The organism is Myxococcota bacterium (assembly GCA_035498015.1).
In the GTDB taxonomy this organism is placed as follows: domain Bacteria; phylum Myxococcota_A; class UBA9160; order SZUA-336; family SZUA-336; genus VGRW01.
Window position 1 is genome coordinate 1 of the sequence record DATKAO010000128.1, and the last position, 20,136, is coordinate 20,136.

16 protein-coding genes are annotated in these 20,136 nt (G+C 71.6%); 9 read left to right on the forward strand and 7 right to left on the reverse strand.

What is annotated here, in order from left to right:
* From VMR86_11385 to VMR86_11395, 3 genes are all read left to right on the forward strand, one after another.
* Positions 1–1,039, forward strand: a 1,039-nt coding sequence (locus VMR86_11385; protein HTO07642.1) for a cysteine desulfurase, incomplete at its 5' end; no start/stop codon positions are given.
* The gene (locus VMR86_11390; protein ID HTO07643.1) at positions 1,036–1,488 is read left to right on the forward strand and encodes an SUF system NifU family Fe-S cluster assembly protein; all 453 of its coding nucleotides are present in this window, start codon (positions 1,036–1,038) and stop codon (positions 1,486–1,488) included. The genes VMR86_11385 and VMR86_11390, both read left to right, overlap by 4 nt.
* A 6-nt stretch (positions 1,489–1,494) precedes the next feature.
* A complete protein-coding gene (locus VMR86_11395; GenBank protein ID HTO07644.1) occupies positions 1,495–1,806 on the forward strand; it encodes an SUF system Fe-S cluster assembly protein in 312 nt (103 codons plus the stop codon).
* Position 1,807: 1 nt separating this feature from the next.
* Here the strand turns inward: VMR86_11395 and VMR86_11400 are convergent, their stop codons facing one another.
* Positions 1,808–2,968: an amidohydrolase family protein gene (locus VMR86_11400; protein HTO07645.1), complete on the reverse strand. Its 1,161-nt coding sequence runs from the start codon at positions 2,966–2,968 to the stop codon at positions 1,808–1,810.
* Here VMR86_11400 and VMR86_11405 point away from each other — a divergent pair.
* A complete protein-coding gene (locus VMR86_11405) occupies positions 2,967–3,458 on the forward strand; it encodes a hypothetical protein (GenBank protein ID HTO07646.1) in 492 nt (163 codons plus the stop codon). The two genes, VMR86_11400 and VMR86_11405, sit on opposite strands and share 2 nt — an antisense overlap.
* On the opposite strand, the gene VMR86_11410 is transcribed toward VMR86_11405, so the two are convergent.
* Positions 3,434–4,348 carry a hypothetical protein gene (locus VMR86_11410; protein HTO07647.1) on the reverse strand — a complete coding sequence of 305 codons (915 nt, stop codon included), beginning with the start codon at positions 4,346–4,348 and terminating at the stop codon, positions 3,434–3,436. The genes VMR86_11405 and VMR86_11410 overlap by 25 nt on opposite strands.
* Before the next feature lie 392 nt (positions 4,349–4,740).
* Here VMR86_11410 and VMR86_11415 point away from each other — a divergent pair, with 392 nt between their 5' ends.
* From VMR86_11415 to VMR86_11430, 4 genes are all read left to right on the forward strand, one after another.
* Positions 4,741–5,610, forward strand: coding sequence for a hypothetical protein (locus VMR86_11415; GenBank protein HTO07648.1), 870 nt, complete (start codon positions 4,741–4,743; stop codon positions 5,608–5,610).
* Positions 5,611–5,622: 12 nt separating this feature from the next.
* Entirely contained in the window at positions 5,623–6,111 is a 489-nt protein-coding gene (locus tag VMR86_11420; protein ID HTO07649.1) for a hypothetical protein, read from the forward strand.
* Between the two features lie 95 nt (positions 6,112–6,206).
* The gene (locus VMR86_11425; protein ID HTO07650.1) at positions 6,207–7,259 is read left to right on the forward strand and encodes a hypothetical protein; all 1,053 of its coding nucleotides are present in this window, start codon (positions 6,207–6,209) and stop codon (positions 7,257–7,259) included.
* Positions 7,260–7,445: 186 nt separating this feature from the next.
* A complete protein-coding gene (locus tag VMR86_11430; GenBank protein HTO07651.1) occupies positions 7,446–12,977 on the forward strand; it encodes a hypothetical protein in 5,532 nt (1,843 codons plus the stop codon).
* 7 nt (positions 12,978–12,984) lie between these two features.
* Here VMR86_11430 and VMR86_11435 read toward each other — a convergent pair whose 3' ends face one another.
* Both VMR86_11435 and VMR86_11440 read right to left on the reverse strand, forming a co-directional pair.
* A complete protein-coding gene (locus VMR86_11435) occupies positions 12,985–13,902 on the reverse strand; it encodes a cation diffusion facilitator family transporter (GenBank protein ID HTO07652.1) in 918 nt (305 codons plus the stop codon).
* A 28-nt stretch (positions 13,903–13,930) separates the two neighbouring features.
* Positions 13,931–14,671, reverse strand: coding sequence for a GNAT family N-acetyltransferase (locus tag VMR86_11440; protein HTO07653.1), 741 nt, complete (start codon positions 14,669–14,671; stop codon positions 13,931–13,933).
* A gap of 112 nt (positions 14,672–14,783) precedes the next feature.
* Between VMR86_11440 and VMR86_11445 the strand changes: the two genes are divergently transcribed.
* Entirely contained in the window at positions 14,784–16,331 is a 1,548-nt protein-coding gene (locus VMR86_11445) for a glycosyltransferase family 39 protein (GenBank protein ID HTO07654.1), read from the forward strand.
* Here the strand turns inward: VMR86_11445 and VMR86_11450 are convergent.
* The 3 genes from VMR86_11450 to VMR86_11460 are packed head-to-tail and all read right to left on the reverse strand — an operon-like array spanning position 16,328 to position 19,932.
* Entirely contained in the window at positions 16,328–17,377 is a 1,050-nt protein-coding gene (locus VMR86_11450) for a sulfotransferase (protein HTO07655.1), read from the reverse strand. The two genes, VMR86_11445 and VMR86_11450, sit on opposite strands and share 4 nt — an antisense overlap.
* Positions 17,374–18,576 (reverse strand): glycosyltransferase, encoded by a 1,203-nt coding sequence (locus tag VMR86_11455; GenBank protein ID HTO07656.1) that lies wholly within the window; start codon positions 18,574–18,576, stop codon positions 17,374–17,376. Before VMR86_11455 ends, VMR86_11450 begins: the two co-directional genes overlap by 4 nt.
* Complete coding sequence (locus tag VMR86_11460) at positions 18,577–19,932, reverse strand: polysaccharide biosynthesis C-terminal domain-containing protein (protein ID HTO07657.1); 1,356 nt, start codon at positions 19,930–19,932, stop codon at positions 18,577–18,579.
* Between the last annotated feature and the right edge of the window lie 204 nt (positions 19,933–20,136).

Below are 20,136 nucleotides of genomic sequence, written 5' to 3' on the forward strand. Positions count from 1 at the left end.
CGAGGAGGCCACGGCCGCTTACGAGGCCGCGCGCGAGTCGGTGCGCGGGTTCCTGGGCGCGGCCTCTGCGCGCGAGCTGATCTTCGTGCGCGGTACGACCGAGGGCATCAACCTCGTGTCCCAGGCCTGGGCGCGCCCGCGCCTGCGGCCCGGCGACGAGGTGCTGATCACCGAGCTCGAGCACCACTCGAACCTGGTGCCCTGGCAGATGGTGTGCGGCCAGACGGGCGCGTCGCTGGTCGTGGCCCCGATCGACGACCGTGGCGACGTGATCGTCGAGGAGTTCGAGCGCCGGCTCGGTCCGCGCACGCGTCTGGTCGCGCTCGCGCACGTGTCGAACGCGCTCGGCACCGTGCTGCCGGTCGCGCGACTCACTGCGGCGGCCAAGCGGGCCGGTGCGGTCGTGGTGGTCGACGGCGCGCAGGGCGTGCCGCACCTGCCGGTCGACGTGCGCGCGCTGGGCTGCGACTTCTACGCCTTCTCGGGTCACAAGATGTACGCGCCGACGGGCATCGGAGCGCTCTTTGGCCGGCTCGAGCTGCTCGACGCCATGGAGCCGTGGCAGGGCGGCGGCTCGATGATCAAGTCGGTCACTTTCGCGAAGACCGAGTACGCGCGCGTGCCGGAGCGCTTCGAGGCCGGCACCCCCGACATCGCGGGTGCCGTGGGCCTGCACGCGGCGATCGGCTGGCTGCGCGCGCTCGACCTCGAAGCCGTGCACGCGCACGAGTCGGACCTCGTGCAGTACGCGAGCGAGCGACTGTGCGAAGTCCCGGGCGTGCGCCTGATCGGCACGGCCAAGCAGAGGGCGGGGCTGGTGTCCTTCGTGGTGGGCGACGTGCACGCGCACGACGTGGGCACGATCCTCGACGGCGAGGGCGTGGCCGTGCGCGCGGGTCACCACTGTGCGCAGCCGGTCATGGAGCGCTTCGACGTCCCGGCCACCGCGCGCGCGAGCTTCGCCGTGCACAACACCCGCGCCGACGTCGACCAGCTCGTCCACGGCGTGCGCCGGGTGCTGGAGATCTTCGGCGCATGAGTGACCTGCGCGACCTCTACCAGGAAGTGATTCTCGACCACACGAAGCACCCGCGGAACTTCGGCGCGCTCGAGCACCCCACGCACCGCGCCACCGGCTACAACCCGCTGTGCGGTGACCAGCTCGTGCTCATGCTCGACGTCGAGGGCGACCGGGTGCGCGACGCGCGCTTCGCCGGCAAGGGCTGCGCGATCTCGACCGCCTCGGCATCGCTGCTCACCGAGGCCGTGAAGGGCCACACCACCGCCGAGGCGCACGACCTGTTCGAGCGCTTCCACCACGTGGTGACCGCGCCCGCCGGCGGCGAGCCCGACCTCGCGGGCCTGGGCAAGCTGGCCGCGCTCGCGGGCGTGCGCGAGTTCCCCATGCGCGTGAAGTGCGCGAGCCTGGCGTGGCACACGCTGGAAGCGGCGCTCTCCGGCTCGGCCGAGCCGGTGTCGACGGAGTGACTCCTGATGAGTGATCCAGCCGCCATCCGCGAAGCCGTGATCGAGGTGCTGCGCACCGTGTTCGATCCGGAGATCCCGGTCAACATCTACGAGCTCGGCCTGGTCTACGGGATCGACGTGGACGACGAGAACCACGTGAAGATCCGCATGACCCTGACCTCGCCCATGTGTCCCGTGGCCGAGTCACTCCCGCCCGAGGTCGAGCAGAAGGTGCGCGCGGTGCCCGGAGTGGCGCACGCCGACGTCGACCTCACCTGGGAGCCGCCCTGGAACCCGTCGATGATGAGCGAGGCGGCGAAGCTCCAGCTCGGATTCTGACTCAGGGCAGCGCGATCCGGTACAAGTCTCGCGCGTTGTCGCCCAGGAAGCGCTCCCGGTCGGGTGGCTTCAACAGCCCGGCCAGCTCCTCGACCTCGCGCGCGTAGCTGGCGGTGTGGTCGGCGTGCGGGAAGTCACTGGCCCAGAAGAAGCGGTCCGCGCCCAGGCGGTCCACCAGCGCGGGGATGGTCCGTTCGTCGGGGTCGGCCGAGATGAAGCAGCGGGTCTTGAAGTAGTGACTGGGCTTCTCGGCCAGCGGCACGCGCTCGCCGATGAACGTCGCCTCGTACACCGCGTCGAGGCGATCGAGCCAGTAGCCGATCCAGCCGGCGCCGCTCTCGAGCACCACCACGTTCAAGCGCGGGAAGCGGTCGAAGACGCCGAAGTCGAACAGCGTCGTGAAGGCATGGCGCACGCCGTCGGCGGCGGTCACGCTCGCCAGCAGCCGGGTCTTTCGCTGCAAGGTGAAACGCGTGGGCGCGATCGCGGGCGGCTCGAACGACGGGTGGATCGCGAGCGGCACGCCCAGGTCCTGCGCCGCGGCGAAGACCGGGTCGTGGTCGGAGTGGCCGTGCGGCAGCCGGCTCCAGGTGAACGGCACGACGAATGCACCCCGACAGCCATCGCGCACCGCGCGCTCGAGCTCGCGCGCGGCCCCCTTCGGGTCGCCGAGCGAAAGGTGTGCAATCGGCACGAGGCGGCCTTGCGAGTCACGGCAGAAGTCGGCGATCCAGCGGTTGTAGGCCCGGCAGTAGGCGAGCGAGAGCTCGGCGTCGGGCAGCTCGGCTTCCCACAGAATGCCGATCGTGGGGTACAGCACGGCGGCTTCGAGGTTCTCGGCGTCGAGTCTCTCGAGGCGCTCGCGCATGTCCATCGATCCGTGCGGCGCGCCGGCCAGGTAGGTGCGCTCGGGCGACGGCCGCACGTCTTCGACGTGCATCTTGCCCATGGCGCCGAGCGTGCCGGGAAAGCCCTTGCGCGCCAGCAGCGACGCCTGCCCGCCGATCTCGAGATACTCGAGGCCCTCCTCGTCGGTGCGAATGCGCAGCGCGCGGTCGCGATGACGCGGCTCGAGATAGCGCTCCCACAAGTCGGGCGGCTCCAGGATGTGGCCGTCGGCGTCGATCGCGCCGTCATAACGGATTCGGTAGATGTCGCGCATGGCGCATTCTAGGCTGCGGACGCGGGCGCTTTCCAAGGGCCGGCTGCCGGCCCTGTGGCTGGCCGCCGGCCTGGCCGGCTGCCTGGGCAGTTACGACCGCGCCGTCGACGAGACGCGCGCGGGGCTGATCGGCAAGAGCGAGAGCGAGCTGCGCCAGTGTCTCGGCGTGCCGACCGAGTTCGACCAGGAGGGCGGCGAGGAGTTCCTGACCTTCCGCTGGACCGTCAAGCCCGACGGCCGGCCGCGCCTCTCGCCCGGGGGCGGGGTGGTGGTGGGCATCGACCCGCGCGGGCCGCGCGACGCCCAGGGCTTCCCGATCGACCCCGAGCGCGGGCCGTTCTGCCAGCTCGACTTCGTGCTGGGCAAGGAGGGAGTCACCAAGGTGGTCGCCACCGGCCGCGACGACGTCGGCATGCGCATCGACGGCCAGTGCATGATGCGCGCGCGGCGCTGCCTCGACCGCAACTACGACGACGCCGACCCCGAGTGAGTCGCGGAGCGCGCGATCGCCTCGGCCAGCGTGCGCGCGTCGGTGACTCCCACGACGCTGGCGTCGGGCGCTGCCAGCCAGCGCCCTGCGAGCTCGCGCACGCGCGCCGCGCCGGGCTCGAGCCCGACCAGTGACTCCTCGAGCGCGCGCAGCGCGCCGGGCGCCGCCATGAAGTCGCCGCGCAGCCGCACCCGCTCGAGCGAGCCGCCTGCGGCGAGAGAGACGTGGGCCTCGAGCTCGCCGATCGGCGTGGCGACCGGTCCGGCGCTCGCGAGCCCCGCGAGCTCGGGGTCTGCCAGGGCCGGCGGCTCGGCCTCACCGGCCGGATGCGGCTCGAACGCGAGGCCGAAGCGGGCCGCGAACCCGGCCGCGAGCGCATCGGCGAGCGCTGCCGCCGGAACCCCGAGCGTGCCCGCGGGCGGCAGCGGCGGCAGGCCGGGAAAGGCCGGGTCGGCCTCGCCGCCGGCCACCGTCCGCTCGGCCGCGCACACCGCCTGGAAGAGCAGGCCGCCGCGCGCGTCGCGTCCCAGCGCGAGCTGTGCGATCCGGCGCCCGCCGCCGACGACGAAGTCACGGCCCGGGTAGCTCGCTCTTACACCGAATGGTGTCAGCCCGGCGAGCACGCCGCGCACCCAGCGGTTCAGGAGCCGCGGGCCCGACTGCACGGGCGTCGGCTCCGCCAGCCAGGCGGCGGGATCGGCCGCGCGCGCGCACAAGAGCACGCAGCCCGGGCCGATGCGCGCCGACCGGCCCCCGCAGCTCGCGCGCAGCTCGTGCGCTTCGCCCGACCGGCCGGGGCGCTGGAAGACGCCCAAGAGACCGGCCGGCGCGCCGGCCAGATCGGCCACCAGCAGCGCGTCGGCAGCGCACTCGCACGCCAGCCACGCCAAGGTCCTGACCGTACGTTCCGCAGACACCCCCGCCAGACGAGTGAGTCGCACGGCCCGACGCGCATGTCCGCTTCCGGCGTGTGCATCTTCGGCTGGAACCAAGCGACTGACTCCCCTGCGAGGGCGAACTACCGCTGAGACTTCGCGCGCCTGGCTCGCGAACACGCGCACGCCCTGCGCACCCCCTTACTACGTCAACCCGGCGGAGCGTTCCACCGAAACACTGAGGTGCGGGGGGTTTGCCCCCGGGGGAGTGCTCGTTGCCGAGGATCTTTGCCGATCCACGGAGTCGCCTTGCGCGCGTCGCATGGCTCTTTGTGTTCCAGCTCACTGCGAGTCACGCGTGGGCCCTGGGCACTCCTGCGGGCACTCCGGTCCCGAATACCGCCACGGTGAATTGGTCCGTCGGGCCTGGAACGAGCTTCAGCGCTTCCAGCACCACGCAGTTCGTGGTGGACGAGCTCGTGAACGTGGTCGTCACGCTGCAGACCGTGAGCCCGGTCGGTGTCCTCTCCCCCGACACCAACCGGCAGCTCACGTTCCTGATCAGCAACACCGGCAACGGAACTGACTCGTACACGCTGCTGCTCGACCCGGTGCAGGGCGGCGACCAGTTCGACCCGACCAACGCGCGGCTGTATCTCGACAGCAACGGGTCGACGGCCTACGAGCCGGGCGTCGACGCGCTCTACCAGCCGGGCGTGAACGACCCGACCATCGCCGCCGACGGCTCGCGCCTGGTGTTCGCCCTGCTCGACATCCCGGCGGGCCGGGTGAACGGCGACGTGGGCAACGTGATCGTGCGCGCCACGTCGAAGACCGGCACCGGCGCGGGCACGATCGTGATCGGCGGCGGCGACGCCGGCTCCGACGCCGTGATCGGCGCCGGCGCGGGCATGTCGACCGTGCTGGGCGGCTTCCTGGTCAGCGACCTCGCGGTCTCGATCGTGAAGACCGCGGTCGTGCTCGACCTGGGCGGCGGCACCACGCCCGCGCCCGGCTCGAGAATCACCTACACGCTGCAGGTCTCGGTCACCGGCACGGGCTCGGTCGCGAACCTGGTCGTGACCGACCCGCTGCCGCCGTTCACGAGTTACGTCGGGAGCTCGCTCCTGCTCAACGGCGGCGCGCTCAGCGACGCCGCGGACGCAGACGCCGGCGACTTCGGCGGCACCACGGCGAATCAAGTCACCGTGCGACTCGGCACCGTCGCCGGCGGCTCAGTTCCGCAAACGATCCGCTTCGCGGTCACGATCAACTAGGAGGGTACACCAATGCGCAAGTCAGTCAGTCTCGCTCTCGCACTCACGCTGTTCGCGTGGGGCGCGCGCGCGGGCGCCGAGGCGACGGGGGTCGAGATCAAGGCCACCGCCGAGGTCGAAGTCAAGATCAAGGGCGACGACGGCAACGAGACCGTGCAGCGCCAGCCGGCCAAGAAGGTCCCGCCGGGCGGCTCGGTGATCTACACGCTGCGCGCCGAGAACAAGGGCTCGAAGCCCGCGGCCGACGTGGTCGTGACCGACCCGATCCCGGAGCACATGGACTACGTCGATGGCTCCGCCAGCAGCGACGGCGCCCAGGTCACGTTCTCGACGGACGGCGGCAAGACGTTCCTGGCCAAGGAAAAGCTCGTGGTCAAGACGAAGGACGGCACCAGCCGCGCCGCGCTGGCCTCGGAGCTGACGCACATCCGTTGGCGTTTCGAAAAACCCCTCGCCCCCGGTGAGTCGCGCTCGGTCGAGTTCCGCGCGCGCGTGGAGTGAGTCAAAAGAGTTCCCCCCCAAAGGAGGAAGCGCGCAGCACGCGCATCAAGTGCTGAGTCCGTAATACAGCAAGGAGTAGGTCAATGTTGAGGCACATGCAGACACGGATGGCAAGAACGCTTGCCATCGCTGCGCTCGTCGTGGGCGCAGCGAACGTGACGAAGGCGGCCGGAACGGCTGCCGGAGTCACGATTTCCAACACGGCGAGCGTCAACTACAGCGTCAACGCGGTGGCCCAGCCGGCCATCACCTCGAACGCCGCCGACTTCGTGGTCGACCGGCGCGTCGATCTGACGCTCACCGCCCCGGTCACGTACGTGAACGTGACTCCGGGCACCGCGGGGAACGCAATCCCCTTCACCCTGACCAATACCAGCAACGCGCCGTTGAACTTCACGCTGGCAGCGGCGAACAACGCGACCGACCCGTACGGCGGAACGGACAACTTCAATCCGACCGCACTGACGGTGTTCGTCGACGGCAACGGCAACGGCACGTATCAGGCCGGTACCGATACCGCGACCACGGTCGATACCCTGGCGGCCGACGCGTCGATCACGGTGTTCATCGTCGGCACCATCCCGGGCGGCCAGGCCAACGCGAGCATCGCGGCGGTCACGATGACCGCGACCGGTCGTGAGACGACCGCCAACGGTGGCGGCGCGCTCACCAACGACTCCGGCGTTGCCGACACGGCCGCGACGGTGCAGACGGTGTTCGCGGACGGTGCGGGTGCAACCGACGCCGCCAACGACGCCGCGTTCTCCAGGACGGGCGCCTACTTCGTGCAGGGCGCCAACGTCTCGGTCGTGAAGTCCGAGGCGATCATCAGCGACCCCATCAACAACACCACCAACCCCAAGCACATTCCGGGTGCGATCGTCGAGTACACGGTGACGGTGACCAACGCTGCGGCCTCGGCCGTTGCGGCGACCTCGATCAGCGTGACCGACGTGCTACCCGCCACCGTGGCGTTCCAGACCGGAACGTACGGCGCCGGCAACGGCATCCAGGTGGACGGCGTCGCGAAGACGAACGCCGCCGACGGCGACAATGGCTCGTTCGCTGCGGGAACGGTGACGGTGACCATACCGTCGCTCGCGCCCAACACGTCGTCGGTGATCAAGTTCCGGGTAGCCGTGAACTGAGTCACTGACCGAGCCCCCACAGTGAGTCCCCCCCTTCCCGCGCGGCGGCGCATGCTCCGCTCGCGCGCCGGCCTCCTGGCCGGTGCGACGCGAGAGCTCTGCGCGCGCGCAGATGAGACGGGGAGCTCACCGGACCGCGACCGCGTGGTCCGCACGTTGTGCCTCAACGAACCGGCTGCGGCGGGAATGACCCGTCGCAGCCGGTTCCGCGAGGCGCTGGCGTTCCTGCTGCTCGCAGCCCTGACTCTGTCGGGGGCCGCGGGCGCGCAGACCCCGGTGGGAACGCCCATTCCGAATACGGCCTCCGCCACCTACGACGTCGGAGCGACCACGGGCATCGTTCGGCCTTCGAACACGCTCGTGATCACCACCGCCGCGTTCGGCACGGCCTCGAGCCTCGTGTTCATGCGCTATGCGCCGGGAGCGCCGGGGGCGACGACGTTCGCAGTCACGCCCACCCAGTGTTTCAATGGATCAGCGTTCAATCCGCTGCCGCCGCCCAACGCCTATGGCGGCGGAGCCATCGCGCTCGGCGCGGTCGACCTGGTGACCACGCCCAGCTACCACCCGGGCGAGCCCGTGTTCGTGCGGCTGAACGACGCCAACCGGAACACCAATCCGGCGGCGATCGACAACGTGGTCGTGAACCTGGCGGCCGCGGGGGTGGGTGACGCCGAGCAGCTCGAGCTGCAGGAGACCGGGATCAACACCGGCGTCTTCGTGGGCTACATCCCGACCTCCGCGCCGCCGGCGCCCGCCAACAACTGCGTGCTGGCCGCGCCCGCGGGCCAGAACGTGACTGCCAGCTACGTCGACGCGACCAACGCCACGGACACCTCCTCCGCGTCGGCGCTGATCGATCCGGTGAGCCGCGTGTTCGATGCCACCAACGGCCACGCCGTGAACGGCGCGCAGGTGATCCTGATCGACGACGCCACGGGCCTGCCGGCCGCCGGCATCCGCGGCGACGACGGCGTGAGCAGCTTCCCGGCGACCCTGGTCACAGGCTCGCCGGTCACCGACGGCGGCGGCACCGCCTACAACTTCGGCCCGGGCGGCTATCGCTACCCGGTGGTCCCGGCCGGCACCTACCACATCGTGGTGACTGCGCCGACGGGCTTCTTCTTCCCCTCGGTGACTCCGGACGCGACGCTGAACGCGCTGCCCGGCGGCCCCTTCCAGCTGGCAGCGGGCTCGCGCGGCGTGGCGTTCACGATCGCGGGCCCGAGCTTCCTGCTCGACCTGCCGCTCGACACCGCGGCCGCGGGCGCCGGCTTCATCTCGATCCGCGCCAGCCGCGACGTGGTCTCGGTCGGCGACCACCTGCAGTACGACGTGCAGGTCACCAACCCCGGCGCCACCAGCGCGCCCGGCGGCGTCTCCGTCGTGATCAACCTGCCCGCTGGCTTCCGCTACACCCAGGGCAGCTCGCACATCGACGACAAGTCGGTGCCCGACCCGGTGATCTCGAGCGACGGCCGCACGCTGACCTGGACGCTCCCGGTCGAGGCGCTGCCCATCGTGAGTCACATCCGCTTCACCGCGGCCGTGGTCACCGGCGCCAAGGTCGGCGCGAACCGCACCAAGGCCACGGCCGTGGAGATCGGCGGCTCGCGCACGGCCAGCTCGTTCGCCGTGGTGCGCGTGCAGCAGGAGCTCCTGGGCACCAAGTCCTTCATCATGGGCCGGGTCTCGAAGGGCGCGTGCGACACGGCCGACTTCGGCGGCGAGCCGATGATCGGCGCGCGCGTCTTCCTCGAGGACGGCACTTACTCGGTCACGGACGAGAACGGCTTCTATCACTTCGAGGGCGTGCGCCCCGGCACTCACGTGGTGCAGCTCGACCTCGACAGCCTGCCCGCCTACGTGGAGCCGCTGCCCTGCCCCGACGCCGAGGGTCACGCCTTCGCCGGCCGGCCGTTCTCGCAGTTCGTCGACTTGCAGGGCGGCACCCTGTGGCGCAACGACTTCCGCGTGCAGCCGCGCCCGCAGAAGCACGGCGGCATCAACCAGCGCCTCGAGGCCCAGCGCGACGGCAACGTGATCCACTACCAGCTCGCGGTCGCGGGTCAGGGCGTGCCGGTGCGCAACCCGCGCGCGCTGGTCATGTTGCCCGACGGCGTGGAGTACGTGCCCGGCAGCGCCAAGAACCAGGGCGTCGCGCTCGAGCCGCAGGCCGACGGGAACGCACTCACCTTCCGGCTCGACGACGAGACCAACGCCGAGTGGACCGCCGACCTGACGCTCGACGCCAAGGTCACCGCGGACAAGTCGGCGACGCTCGACACCAAGTCGGTGATCCTGTTCGAGACCCCGGCCGAGCCGGCCTCGAAGACGCCGGTCGCGACCAACCAGCTGATCGGTGACTCGAGCGCGGGCAGCGGACTGATCTCGGCCGACACACTCGGCCTGCGCCAGGGCGAGGTCTGGGACGAGCCGAACGCGCCCGAGCCGGAGCCGCCCAAGCCGCAGGTCTACGGCAAGGACTGGATCGAGGCCGCGACGCCGGGCTTCGAGTGGCTCTCGCCCGAGGAAGGCTACGCGCCGCCGATCGCGAGCGTGCACATCGCCATCAAGCACGTGCCGGGCACCTCGATCCGCCTGCTGCAGAACGGGGAGGAGGTCTCGAAGTTCAACTACGAGGGCACGTTCAAGAACCAGGCGCAGAGCGTCGCGCTGTCACGCTGGCGCGGCGTCGATCTCAAGGACGGCGACAACACCTTCGTGGCGATGGAGATCGACGCGAACGGCGAAGTCGTGGACAAGATCGAGCGTCTCATCCACTACTCGGGCCCGCCGTTCCAGGCCGAGCTCGTGCCCGAGCAGTGTGTGCTCGCCGCCGACGGCCGCACCGTGCCGATCATCGCGGTGCGCTTCACCGACGAGGACGACAAGCCGGTGCGCGAAGGCGCGACCGGCAACTTCACGATCGACCCGCCGTACGAGACCAAGCTCGACCCGAGCGTGAAGGAGCTGCGCCGCCAGGCCGGCCTCGCGCCCGAGAGCCCCTCCTACCGCATCGGCCCCGACGGCATCGCGCGCATCCCGCTCGCGCCGACCACCGTCTCGGGCAAGGCCACGCTGCACTTCATGCTCGCGGGCCGGCACGACAAGGAGCTGCACCCGTGGCTCGAGGCGCAGGCGCGTGACTGGATCGTGGTCGGCCTGACCGGCGGCACGCTCGCTCACCAGGACGTGGCGGACCACATGGAAGGCTTCACGGGTGCGCCCGACAACGGCTTCCAGCTCGACAACGGCACCGCCCTGTTCGCCAAGGGCCGCATCAAGGGCGACTGGCTGCTCACGGCTTCCTACGACTCACAGCGCGAGCACAGCGAGTCGGACGACCTGTTCCGCAAGGCGCTCGACGGCGGCATCGACCCGAACCAGTACTACACGCTGTACGGAGACACGAGCACGCAGGGCTTCGAGGCCCCGAGCCAGCGGCCGCTGTATCTCAAGCTCGAGCGCAAGCAGTTCTTCGCGCTGTTCGGCGACTACACCACCGGGCTCACCGCCACCGAGCTCGGACGCTACAACCGCAGCCTGAACGGCCTGCACAGCGAGTTCGAGAGCGATCACTTCAGCTTCTCGGCCTTCGGCACCGACACCAACCAGGCGTTCGTGCGCGACGAGATCCGCGGCGACGGCACCTCGGGCCTGTACCAGCTGTCGCGCCGCTCGATCGTGGTGAACAGCGAGAAGGTGCGCATCGAGACGCGCGACCGCTTCCGCTCCGAGATGGTGCTCACCACGGCGCCGCAGGCCCGCTACGTCGACTACAACATCGACTACCAGATGGGCACGATCTTCTTCAAGCAGCCCATCCCGAGTCACGGCGAAGGCTTCAACCCGCTGTTCATCGTGGTCGAGTACGAGTCCGACGATTCGACCGACCAGCGTTTCTCCGGCGGCGGCCGCGGCGCGGTGAAGCTGCTCGACGACAAGGTCGAGGTCGGCTCGACCATGATCCACGAGGGCACCGAGGGCCGGACCTCGAGCCTGTACGGCGGCGACGTGCGCGTCGACCTCGACCCCTCGACGCGCTTCCGCGGCGAATATGCGGCGACTCACTCGGCGCTGCTCGACCCCAACCAGGACGGCCAGGGCGGCGCGTGGCTCGCCGAGCTGACCCGCCGCGACGCGAGCCTCGACACGCGCGCCTACTTCCGCGAGCAGCAGTCGGGCTTCGGCGTCGGCCAGCAGGCCGCGAGCGAGACCGCCACGCGCAAGTACGGGCTCGACGCGCGCTACCTGTTCGACCCGCAGTGGAACCTGCTCGGCCAGGCGTTCCGCGAGACCGACCTGAACTCACCCGCGACGCGCGACGTGTTCGAGAGCCGCGTCGAGCACCACGACGGTCCGCTCGGCGCCTACGGCGGCTTCCGCTGGGCGCATGACCAGCTGATCGACGGCACCAGCGCGACCGCTCCACAGCTGCTTGGCGGCGCGAGCTACATGTTCCTCGACAACCGCCTGAAGCTGCGCGGAGACACCGAGCTCTCGCTGGGCGGGAGTGACAGCCTCGAGTTCCCGACGCGGCTGCTGGTCGGCGCCGACTACGAGCTCCTGCCGCAGCTCACCGTGTTCGGCGAGGAAGAGCTCGCGCTCGCCTCCGACCGCAGCGTGACCTCTACGCGCGTCGGGCTCAAGACCAGCCCGTGGCAGGGCAGCCAGATGACCGCGGCGCTGGGCCAGCGGGCCGAGCAGGACGCGACCCGGCTGTTCACCACGCTGGGCGCCTTGCAGACCTTCCAGCTCACCGACGCGTGGAGCGTGGACTTCGCGGTCGACAACTCGATCACGTTGCACGGGCAGGACGTGCCCGCGGGCGAGATCTCGCCCTTCGCCGACAAGCAGCCGGTGGCGAACGGCCTGACCGGTGACCCGGGCGGCGACGACTTCACGTCGGTGTCGCTCGGCACCACCTATTCGCAGAAGCTCTGGGCCGCGAACCTGAAGATCGAGACACGCCAGGGCAGCGCGCAGGACAAGTGGGGCGTCACCGCGGGCGCGTACCGCCAGCTCGCCGACGGCGTGGGCATCGCTCTGCGCGCCGAGTTCTTCGACATGAGCGGCACGGCCTCGCCGATCGGCGGGGGCGCCACGCCGACCTACTCGACGTCGTTCGACTCCACCACCACCAGCACGACCAGCTCGAGCCTGTCTTCCCTGTACGGCGTGCAGTCACTCGGCCGGCTGCGCTTCTCGGCGGTCTACCGCCCGGTGGGCAGCCGCTTCATCCTGCTCGACTCGACCGAGTTCCGCCGCGAGCGCCTCGACGGCGACGTGTTCGGCAGCATGTCGAACCGCATCATCAACAACGTGAACCTGAACGTGAAGCTCGACCGCGCGACGCAGCTCTCGTTCCAGTACGGCGCCAAGTATCTGCTCGAGAACGTCGACAGCCAGAACCTGTCCGGCTACACCGACGTGGCGGGCGTCGAGCTGCGGCGCGACCTGTGGGGCGGCTTCGACATCGGCACGCGCGTCGGCCTGCGCCACTCGTACTCCGACGGCTCGGTGAACCAGCTGTACAGCGCGTCGCTGGGCTACGTGGTCATGAAGAACATGTGGGTCCAGGCCGGCTACAACTTCAGCGGCTACAAGGACTCGGACTTCTCGCGCCAGGACTGGACGGCGCAGGGCCCGTTCATCTCGTTCAAGTACAAGTTCGACCAGCAGACCGTGAAGGACCTGCTGAATTGGGGCGAGTGACCGGGAGTCATTGACCGGGCCCGCGGTCGACGTCGGGCTCGAGGAAGATCAGCCGCGCCGACGGCGTGGCCGCGCGCATGCGGCGCTCGGTCTCGTCGATGGCCTTGGCGAGCGAGGCGAAGTCGAGCTTCGGGTCGAACGCCACTTTGCTCGCCACGAGCAGGTCGTCGGGCCCGAGGTGCAGCGTGCGCAGGTGGATCACCCGCGCGACGTGCGGCGCAGACTCCATGGCGGCGCGGATCTTGGCCACGTCGGAGGGCGAGGCCGCCTCGCCGATCAAGAGACTCTTCATCTCCGCCGCCAGCACGAAGGCGATGACGCCCAAGAGGACGCCGATCGCGATCGAGCCCGCGGCGTCGAAGCGCGGGTCACCGGTAAAGACCGCGAGCCCGACGCCCAGAGACGCGACCGCCAGCCCGACCAGCGCGCCCAGGTCCTCGAGCAGCACGACGGGCAGCTCCGGGTTCTTGGTGTGGCGGATGAACGCGAGCCATGACTCACCGCGCCGGATGCGGTTCGCCTCGTTCTGCGCGGTGATGAGCGAGAAGGTCTCGAGCACGATCGAGACAGCCAGCACGCCCAGCGCCCAGACCGGGCTCTCGAGCCGGTGTGGCGTGCGCAGCTTCTCGATGCCCTCGCCGATCGCGAACAGTGACCCGAGCGAGAACAGCACGAGCGCCACCACGAACGCCCAGAAGTAGCGCTCGCGCCCGAAGCCGAAGGGGTGCTCCTCGGTCGGGGCGCGCCGGGAGCGCGCGCCGCCCAGGAAGAGCAGCGCCTGGTTGCCGGTGTCGGCCACCGAGTGGACCGACTCGGCCAGCATCGAGGCCGCGCCCGTGAAGAAGAACGCCACGAACTTGGCCGCCGCGATCCCCATGTTCGCCGCGAACGCCGCGATCACCGCGCGGCGGCTTCCCTCGTGCATGCGCCGACTCTACCGAAGTCGGCGAAAGTCAGCGCGCGAAGACGGCAAACTCGTGCGCACCGCGGAAGCCGAGCCGGGTGAGCAGGTGCTCGGCGGGGCGCGCGTGGTCACGCACGTGCGCCACCACGCGCCGCTCGCGCGTCTCGAGCGCACAGGCCAGCGTGGCGGCCAGCGCGCGGGCGAAGCCCTGCCGGCGGCAGTCCTCGCGGGTCACGAGCTGCCCGAAGAGCGCGATCCGGTCGGTGAGCAGCCGCCCGCCCGCCACGGCCGCGAGCTCGCCGAAGGCGTCGCGGATGCCGAAGAACGGCGCGAGCTCGAGCTCGAGCGGCGCGAACGACGGCCCGCAGAAGCGCGCGAGCTCGCGCGCGTCGGACAGGCGCTCCACGTGCGGGTCGAGCGCGGGCCGCACGCTGCACGGGTCGAAGCGCACGAGCTGGCGCTCGGTGTGAACGGGCCGCCCGCCGGCGTGCGCGATCTCGCGCGCCAGCCGCATGGGCACCCGACATACGAACGGGGGCTCGAAGCGCGCGAGCAGCTGACTCGCCACGCCGGGCAGTGACCCGTCGAGGACCACGACGCGGAACGGGAAGAGCCCCGCGACCGTTGCACCCAGCCCGACCAGGCGGTCACCGTGGAATGCCGCCAGGGGCTCGGCGCGGGCGCGCAGCAGCGGAGTCTCGAGCACCGCGTGCAGCCAAACCCGCTCGTAGATCGAGGCGCGGGCGAACGCGCGCGCCGCCGCCTCGGCAGCTTCGTCCGCTTCCTTCAATGGCCGGAAGGTGTACGCGCAGCCCATTCCCCGGTACCCGCCCGATCGTATCCAATCCTGCCTGGGCCCAGTCTATTTTCTGTGACGCCGGTCCACTAATCTGCGCTTCGAGTTGGCCCGCCCGAACGCCCGCGAGTGGGGAATCCCGGCCGCGCTCGCGCTCGTGGCCCTGGTGGCGCGCTGCATCCGCTGGGGTCAGACCGCAGCCATGATGAACGACGGTCCGGAGTTCATCCGCCTGGCCCAGGCGTTCGCGGCCGGCGACTGGCGCACGCCCCTGAGTCACCCGTATCACCCGCTCTACCCGGCGGCGGTCAGCGTGGCGCATGGCCTCATTCCGGACTGGGAGCGCGCGGCGGTGGCGGTGTCGGTGTTGGCCGGCGCGGCCGCGGTCTGGGCGGTGTGGGCGCTGGTGCGCCAGGGCTTCCCCGGCCGCTGGGAGGCCGCGATCGCGGCGTTCCTGCTCGCGGTGCAGCCGGTCGCCATCGAGCTGGCCGACGTACAGAGCGACGCGCTGTATCTCTGCCTGTTCGTGGCGAGCGCGGCGGCGCTGCTGCGCGGGTATCTGCGCGAGAGCTCCCGGGCTGCCGCCTGGGCGGGGCTGTTCGCGGGGCTGGCCTACCTGACCCGGCCCGAGGGCGTCGGCACGGTGCTGGTGGGGCTGGGTCTCGCCGGCTTCCACGCGCTGCGGGGTGAGTGGCCGGTTGCGAGAGCCGTGCGCCTGGCCGCGCCGCTGTGTGTGGTGGCCGGGCTCGTGATGGCGCCCTACGTGGCGTACATCTCGCTGCAGGCCGGCCGGCCCACGCTCACCGCGAAGAAGTCGGTGACTCACATGCTCGGGGTGTCGAAGGAAGGCGCGCGCCCCGCCCCGGCGATCGATGCGCTGCTCGCGGCACATCCGGAGCTCACGCCGCTGCCGCCCGGGGTGCACCCGTTCCGAGACACTGCGCCGCCGCAGGGCGCGGCGACGCTCTCGTTCGCGACCAAACAGGTGGTGTCCGAGACGAGCAAGGCGTTGCGACCCGAGGGCATGTTGCTGCTGGCCCTGGGTATCTGGCTCGCGTGGGGACCGCTCTCGCGCCGCGGCTGGTTCTTCGCCGCGTACTCTGCCCTGTATCTCGTGGTGGTGTTCGCGCTGGCTGCGACCTCGGACTATCTGAGCCGCCGGCACGTGCTGCCGCCGGTGACCCTGCTGCTCGGGTACGAGGCGCTGGGCGTACAGGCCGCGGCGGGCTGGCTGCGCCGGGCGCCGCCGCTCGCGCGCCCGCTGGCGCGCGCACCGGCTGCGCTGCTGCTCGCGGTCGCGGCGCTGGGGCTCGGGAAGTCACTCCGCCCGGACCGGCTCGACGCCCTGCCCGAGCGGCGCGCAGCCGAGTGGGTGCGCCTGGAAGGCGGCCTGGGCGCGGACCAGGCGGTGGCGTCGATCAAGCGCCGCGTCGGCTACTACGCGGGCGCGCGCTTCGTCGACCTGCGCCAGGCGCCCCACCCCGCGCTCGTGCTCGAGTATCTGCGGCGCGAGCGCGTGCGCTACGTGATCGTCGACGCCCGCGAGCGCGAAGAGCTCTTGCAGATGACCCACGCCGAGCCCGACGCGTTCGCGCTGCGCCACCACGAGGCGCTCCACAAAGACGAGGCGTTCGTGCTCGAGCTGCGCAGCTAGCCCCCGAAGCGCTGGAACAGGGCTTCGCGCAGGCGCGCGCCCGCCAGTCCGGGGTCGCGGAACAGGAGCTTCGCCAGGATCCCGGCGCGCCACGCGTAGTGACGCGCAGTGATTCCGGCGTGCGCGAGCTCGGCGCGCGCGCGGGCCGCTGCGATCGTGGCGGCGCCCTGGCCCCGCAGGAAGTACGGCTCGTAGCCGCAGCGCGCGAGCCAGTCTTTCGCGATGGACTCGACGGCGATCCCGTTCGCGCGGCCGAGCTCGACCTGCCAGCCCTCGGTGCGCGCCTCGACGGGCGCGCCCGTCACCAGCCGGTGTAGCCCGCGCTCGCGCTCGGGCACCACGAAGCCGGCGTCTCCGGCCGCGGCGCGCAGGGGTACGCCGCTCTTCGCCGACAGCTCGGCCATGAGCCGGGCCAGCGTCTCTTCGGGCGCGCGGATCAGCGACTCGTAGGCGACCTCGATCACGCGCCCCGGTTCGCGGCGCGCGAGCGCGGCCACCGAGTCGAGCTGGCGCACCCACATGCGCGCGGCGTGCACGGGATCGCCGCGCCCCAGCTGCACGCCCGGGTCGTAGACGCTCTCGGTGTGGATGAGCGAGTTCACGACCGCGCGCGCGTCGCGGCGCACGTGGATGAAGACCACTTCGGGAAAGACCGCCTCGAGCTTCCCGGCCGCGAGCTGCGCGACGGACTTCTTGATCACCACGATGCGCGGCTCGCGGCCGCGCTTCTGCGCGTGCGCGCGCACGAGTGTCTCGCACAGCGCTCGCACGCCCTGCCCCGCGCAGCCGCGCACCAGCGCGTCGAGCTGGTCGTCGGGCAGGTCGAGATTGGCGATCTGCAGGTCGTGGCGCACGAAGCGCACAAGCGCCTCGGGCGCGAGCGCGCGCACGGCGGCGTCGCCCGCGAGCGCGGCGCTCACGGCGAAATTCAGCTCGGGAGTCACGAGCACGTCCTGCGACGCGCCGTCGAGCTGGCGGGACAGATAGGTCGAGCCGGACCGGCCCAGATACACCAGGAACGCGAAGCGCAGGGGCGGCGCGCTCACGCCAGTGACTCCGCCAGGCGCGCGCGGATCTCGGCGATGCGCGCCGGCCAGCCGTGCGTCTGCGCGGCCTTCAGCCGCTCGGCGCGGCCGCGGCCGGCGTCCTCGAGCGCCTTCGCGAGCGCGGGCACGAAGCCGGCCGGATCGGCGTACAGGCGGATCGCGCGCTCGTCGAGCAGCCCGCGCAGGTTGGGCAGGTCGCGCGCCACCACGGGCAGACCGGCGGCGAGATACTCCCAGAGCTTGAGCGGCATGCACGACAGGGTGTGCGCGTTCTCGAGCAGCGGCAACAGCGCCACGTCGCAGTGCGCGAGCAGCGCGGGCAGGTCGGGCTGGGGCCGCGGGCCCAGGAACGCCACGTTGGGCTCGGCGGCGAGCGCCGCCGCGGGCCCGGCCGGGTCGCGCTCGCCCAGGCCGATCGGACCGATCAGCACGAGCTCCACCCCGGGCAGCGCCCGCGCCGCCGCCCGCAGCAGCTCGAAGTCGAGCCGGTAGGCCGCGAGGTTGCCCACGTACACCGCGCGCGGCCGCCGCAGCCGCGCGAGCTCGGGCGGCTCGGCGTGACTCGTGCTGACCGCCCGCGAGAACAGCTCCACGTCGGCCACGTTGGCGAGCAGCTCCACGTCAGGCCGCTGGGCGCGCAGGCGCTCGGTCAGGCTCGGGCTGGCCGCGAACACCAGATCGGCCGCGGCCACCATCTCGTGCTCGCGCGCGCGCACCCACGCCGCATCCACGCCGGGGTTCGCCGCGTAGTCGTCCACGGCGTGATACACGAGCTTGCGCGGCGCGAGCGCGCGCGCGGCGCCGAGCTGGTTGGGCAGCATGGCCCACACGACCGGGCGCTCGAAGCCCAGCCGGCGCGCCGCGCGCCGCACCGCCCAGGCGTACAGTGACTGCGACAGCGAGCGCAGCGGCTCCGGCCAGCCCGCCGGCAGGGTCAGCGGCGAGCGCACCCACAGGTTGGGCGCCACGGCGCGCGCCCCGCCCAGCCCGCGCGAGAGCCGCGCCAGCACGCGCCGCCGGTCGTGCGCCGAGGCCAGGAGCGCCGGCGCGCGCAGCCCGCTCGAGTCCACGAACAGCACGCGGTGACCCGCAGCCGCGAGCCGGCGCGCGATCTGGTGCGCGTTCACCGGGTTGGTCGTGTCCCACACGGCGCTCGCGAGCACCACGAACGGCACGTCGGGCGACAGCTCGGCCGCCACTCACGCGCCCCCGAGTCTCTCGCGCAGCCGGCGCATGCGGCCCAGATACGGCCGCAGGTCCGCGCGCCGCGCCAGCACGATCTCGCCCAGGCCGCAGCCGGTGACGCGCCGGAACACGAGCACCGTGGCGATCGCCTCGACGCTGTACGAGAGCAGGCTGGCGAACGCCGCGCCCACGATGCCGTGGCGCGGGATCGCCCACAGGTTCGCCGCCACGTTCACCGCCACGGAGCCCGCCTGCACCCAGGCGTTGAAGCCCGGCCGACCCGCCGCGATGAAGTAGCTCCCGACCATGCCCCGCACCGAGAGCATGACCGTCGCCGGCAGCAACACGTAGAGCGGCAGCACCGAGGCCGCGTACGGCCGCCCGAACAGCAAGGGCACCAGGAACGGCGCCAGGAGCCCCAGCGCGAGCCCCGACAGACACACCCAGAAGATCAGGTGCCGCGTGATGCGCGCGGCGTATGTGCCCATCTCGGCCGGGCCGAGCGTGGCGAGCTTGGGCAGGAGCGCCGAGCTCACCGAGTCCGGCACGACCCGCAAGCGGTCGATCACGTTCACCGCGACCGCGTACACCGCGATCTGCGCGGGGTCGACCGCGAACAGCGCCATCAGCATCACGTCGACGCGCTGGTGCAGCCAGGCCAGGAGTGTCTGCGGGTGGCCGCGCACGCCGAAGGAGAGTGACTCGCCGAGCTCGTGCGCGTCCGGCGTCAGGTCGATGCCGCTGCGCCGCAAGGTGAGCGCGGAGAACAAGAGCAGCACCGCCCCGCGCGCGACCGCGGTCGCGGCCAGCGTGCCGAGCAGACCCCACTCGAACACCACCAGCGCCAGCCAGGTCGCGAGCAGAGTCACTGCCGCGATCGAGATCTGGTCGGCATTGCGCAGGTCGAAGCGGTCGATGCCCCGCGCCACCGCGTCGACCAGTCCCGTGAACAGGTCCGCCGCCGCGAGCGCCAGCGCGAGCCACAGGAACACCGGCTCGGCGCCCAGCAGGAAGCGCGCGCGCAGCGGGTCGCGGAAGACCAGCGCCAGCCCGGCCAGCAGCGCGAACGTGACGAGCGTCCAGGCGAACGCCGCCCCCACCGCCCGCGCGCGCGACGCGCCCGGCAGCGACATGCGGTAGATCACCGCGTAGCGCATGCCCAGCTGACTGACCTGGTCGCCGAACATCGCGGCCGTGGCGACCACGGCGTAGATGCCCCGGTCCGCCTCGCTCAGCCAGCGCGCCAGCAGGATGGCCAGCCCCAGCCCGAAGAACGTGCGCGCCACCTGGGTCAGCGCGGTCGAGGACGCGTTGCGCGCGAAGTTCATCGCGCCCGCGCCCGCCCGAGCCTCGGCCCCGTCCCCCGGCATGGCGCGTAGGGTAGCCGCGCGGATCCGCAGACACGAAGCCCCTCGGCCGACGATGCGATCGGCCGAGGGGCCCCTGCTGCGAGGCGCGGACGGCGGCCTCATTCCCTCCAAGAAAGCGCGAGCTGGGCGTTCCGAATGCTACGCGGCGCGTCTTCCGGCACGGTGAGGCGCCGGTTTCACGCTCGAGACGTTTTGGTCGGAGCG

Bases quoted from the DNA above. Each gene is read 5' to 3' on its own strand.
- VMR86_11390 (HTO07643.1), top strand. From the start codon at position 1,036: ATGAGTGACCTGCGCGACCTCTACCAGGAAGTGATTCTCGACCACACG.
- VMR86_11395 (HTO07644.1), top strand. From the start codon at position 1,495: ATGAGTGATCCAGCCGCCATCCGCGAAGCCGTGATCGAGGTGCTGCGC.
- VMR86_11405 (HTO07646.1), top strand. From the start codon at position 2,967: ATGGCGCATTCTAGGCTGCGGACGCGGGCGCTTTCCAAGGGCCGGCTG.
- VMR86_11400 (HTO07645.1), bottom strand. From the start codon at position 2,968: ATGCGCGACATCTACCGAATCCGTTATGACGGCGCGATCGACGCCGAC.
- VMR86_11420 (HTO07649.1), top strand. From the start codon at position 5,623: ATGCGCAAGTCAGTCAGTCTCGCTCTCGCACTCACGCTGTTCGCGTGG.
- VMR86_11425 (HTO07650.1), top strand. From the start codon at position 6,207: ATGCAGACACGGATGGCAAGAACGCTTGCCATCGCTGCGCTCGTCGTG.
- VMR86_11430 (HTO07651.1), top strand. From the start codon at position 7,446: ATGACCCGTCGCAGCCGGTTCCGCGAGGCGCTGGCGTTCCTGCTGCTC.
- VMR86_11435 (HTO07652.1), bottom strand. From the start codon at position 13,902: ATGCACGAGGGAAGCCGCCGCGCGGTGATCGCGGCGTTCGCGGCGAAC.
- VMR86_11460 (HTO07657.1), bottom strand. From the start codon at position 19,932: ATGCCGGGGGACGGGGCCGAGGCTCGGGCGGGCGCGGGCGCGATGAAC.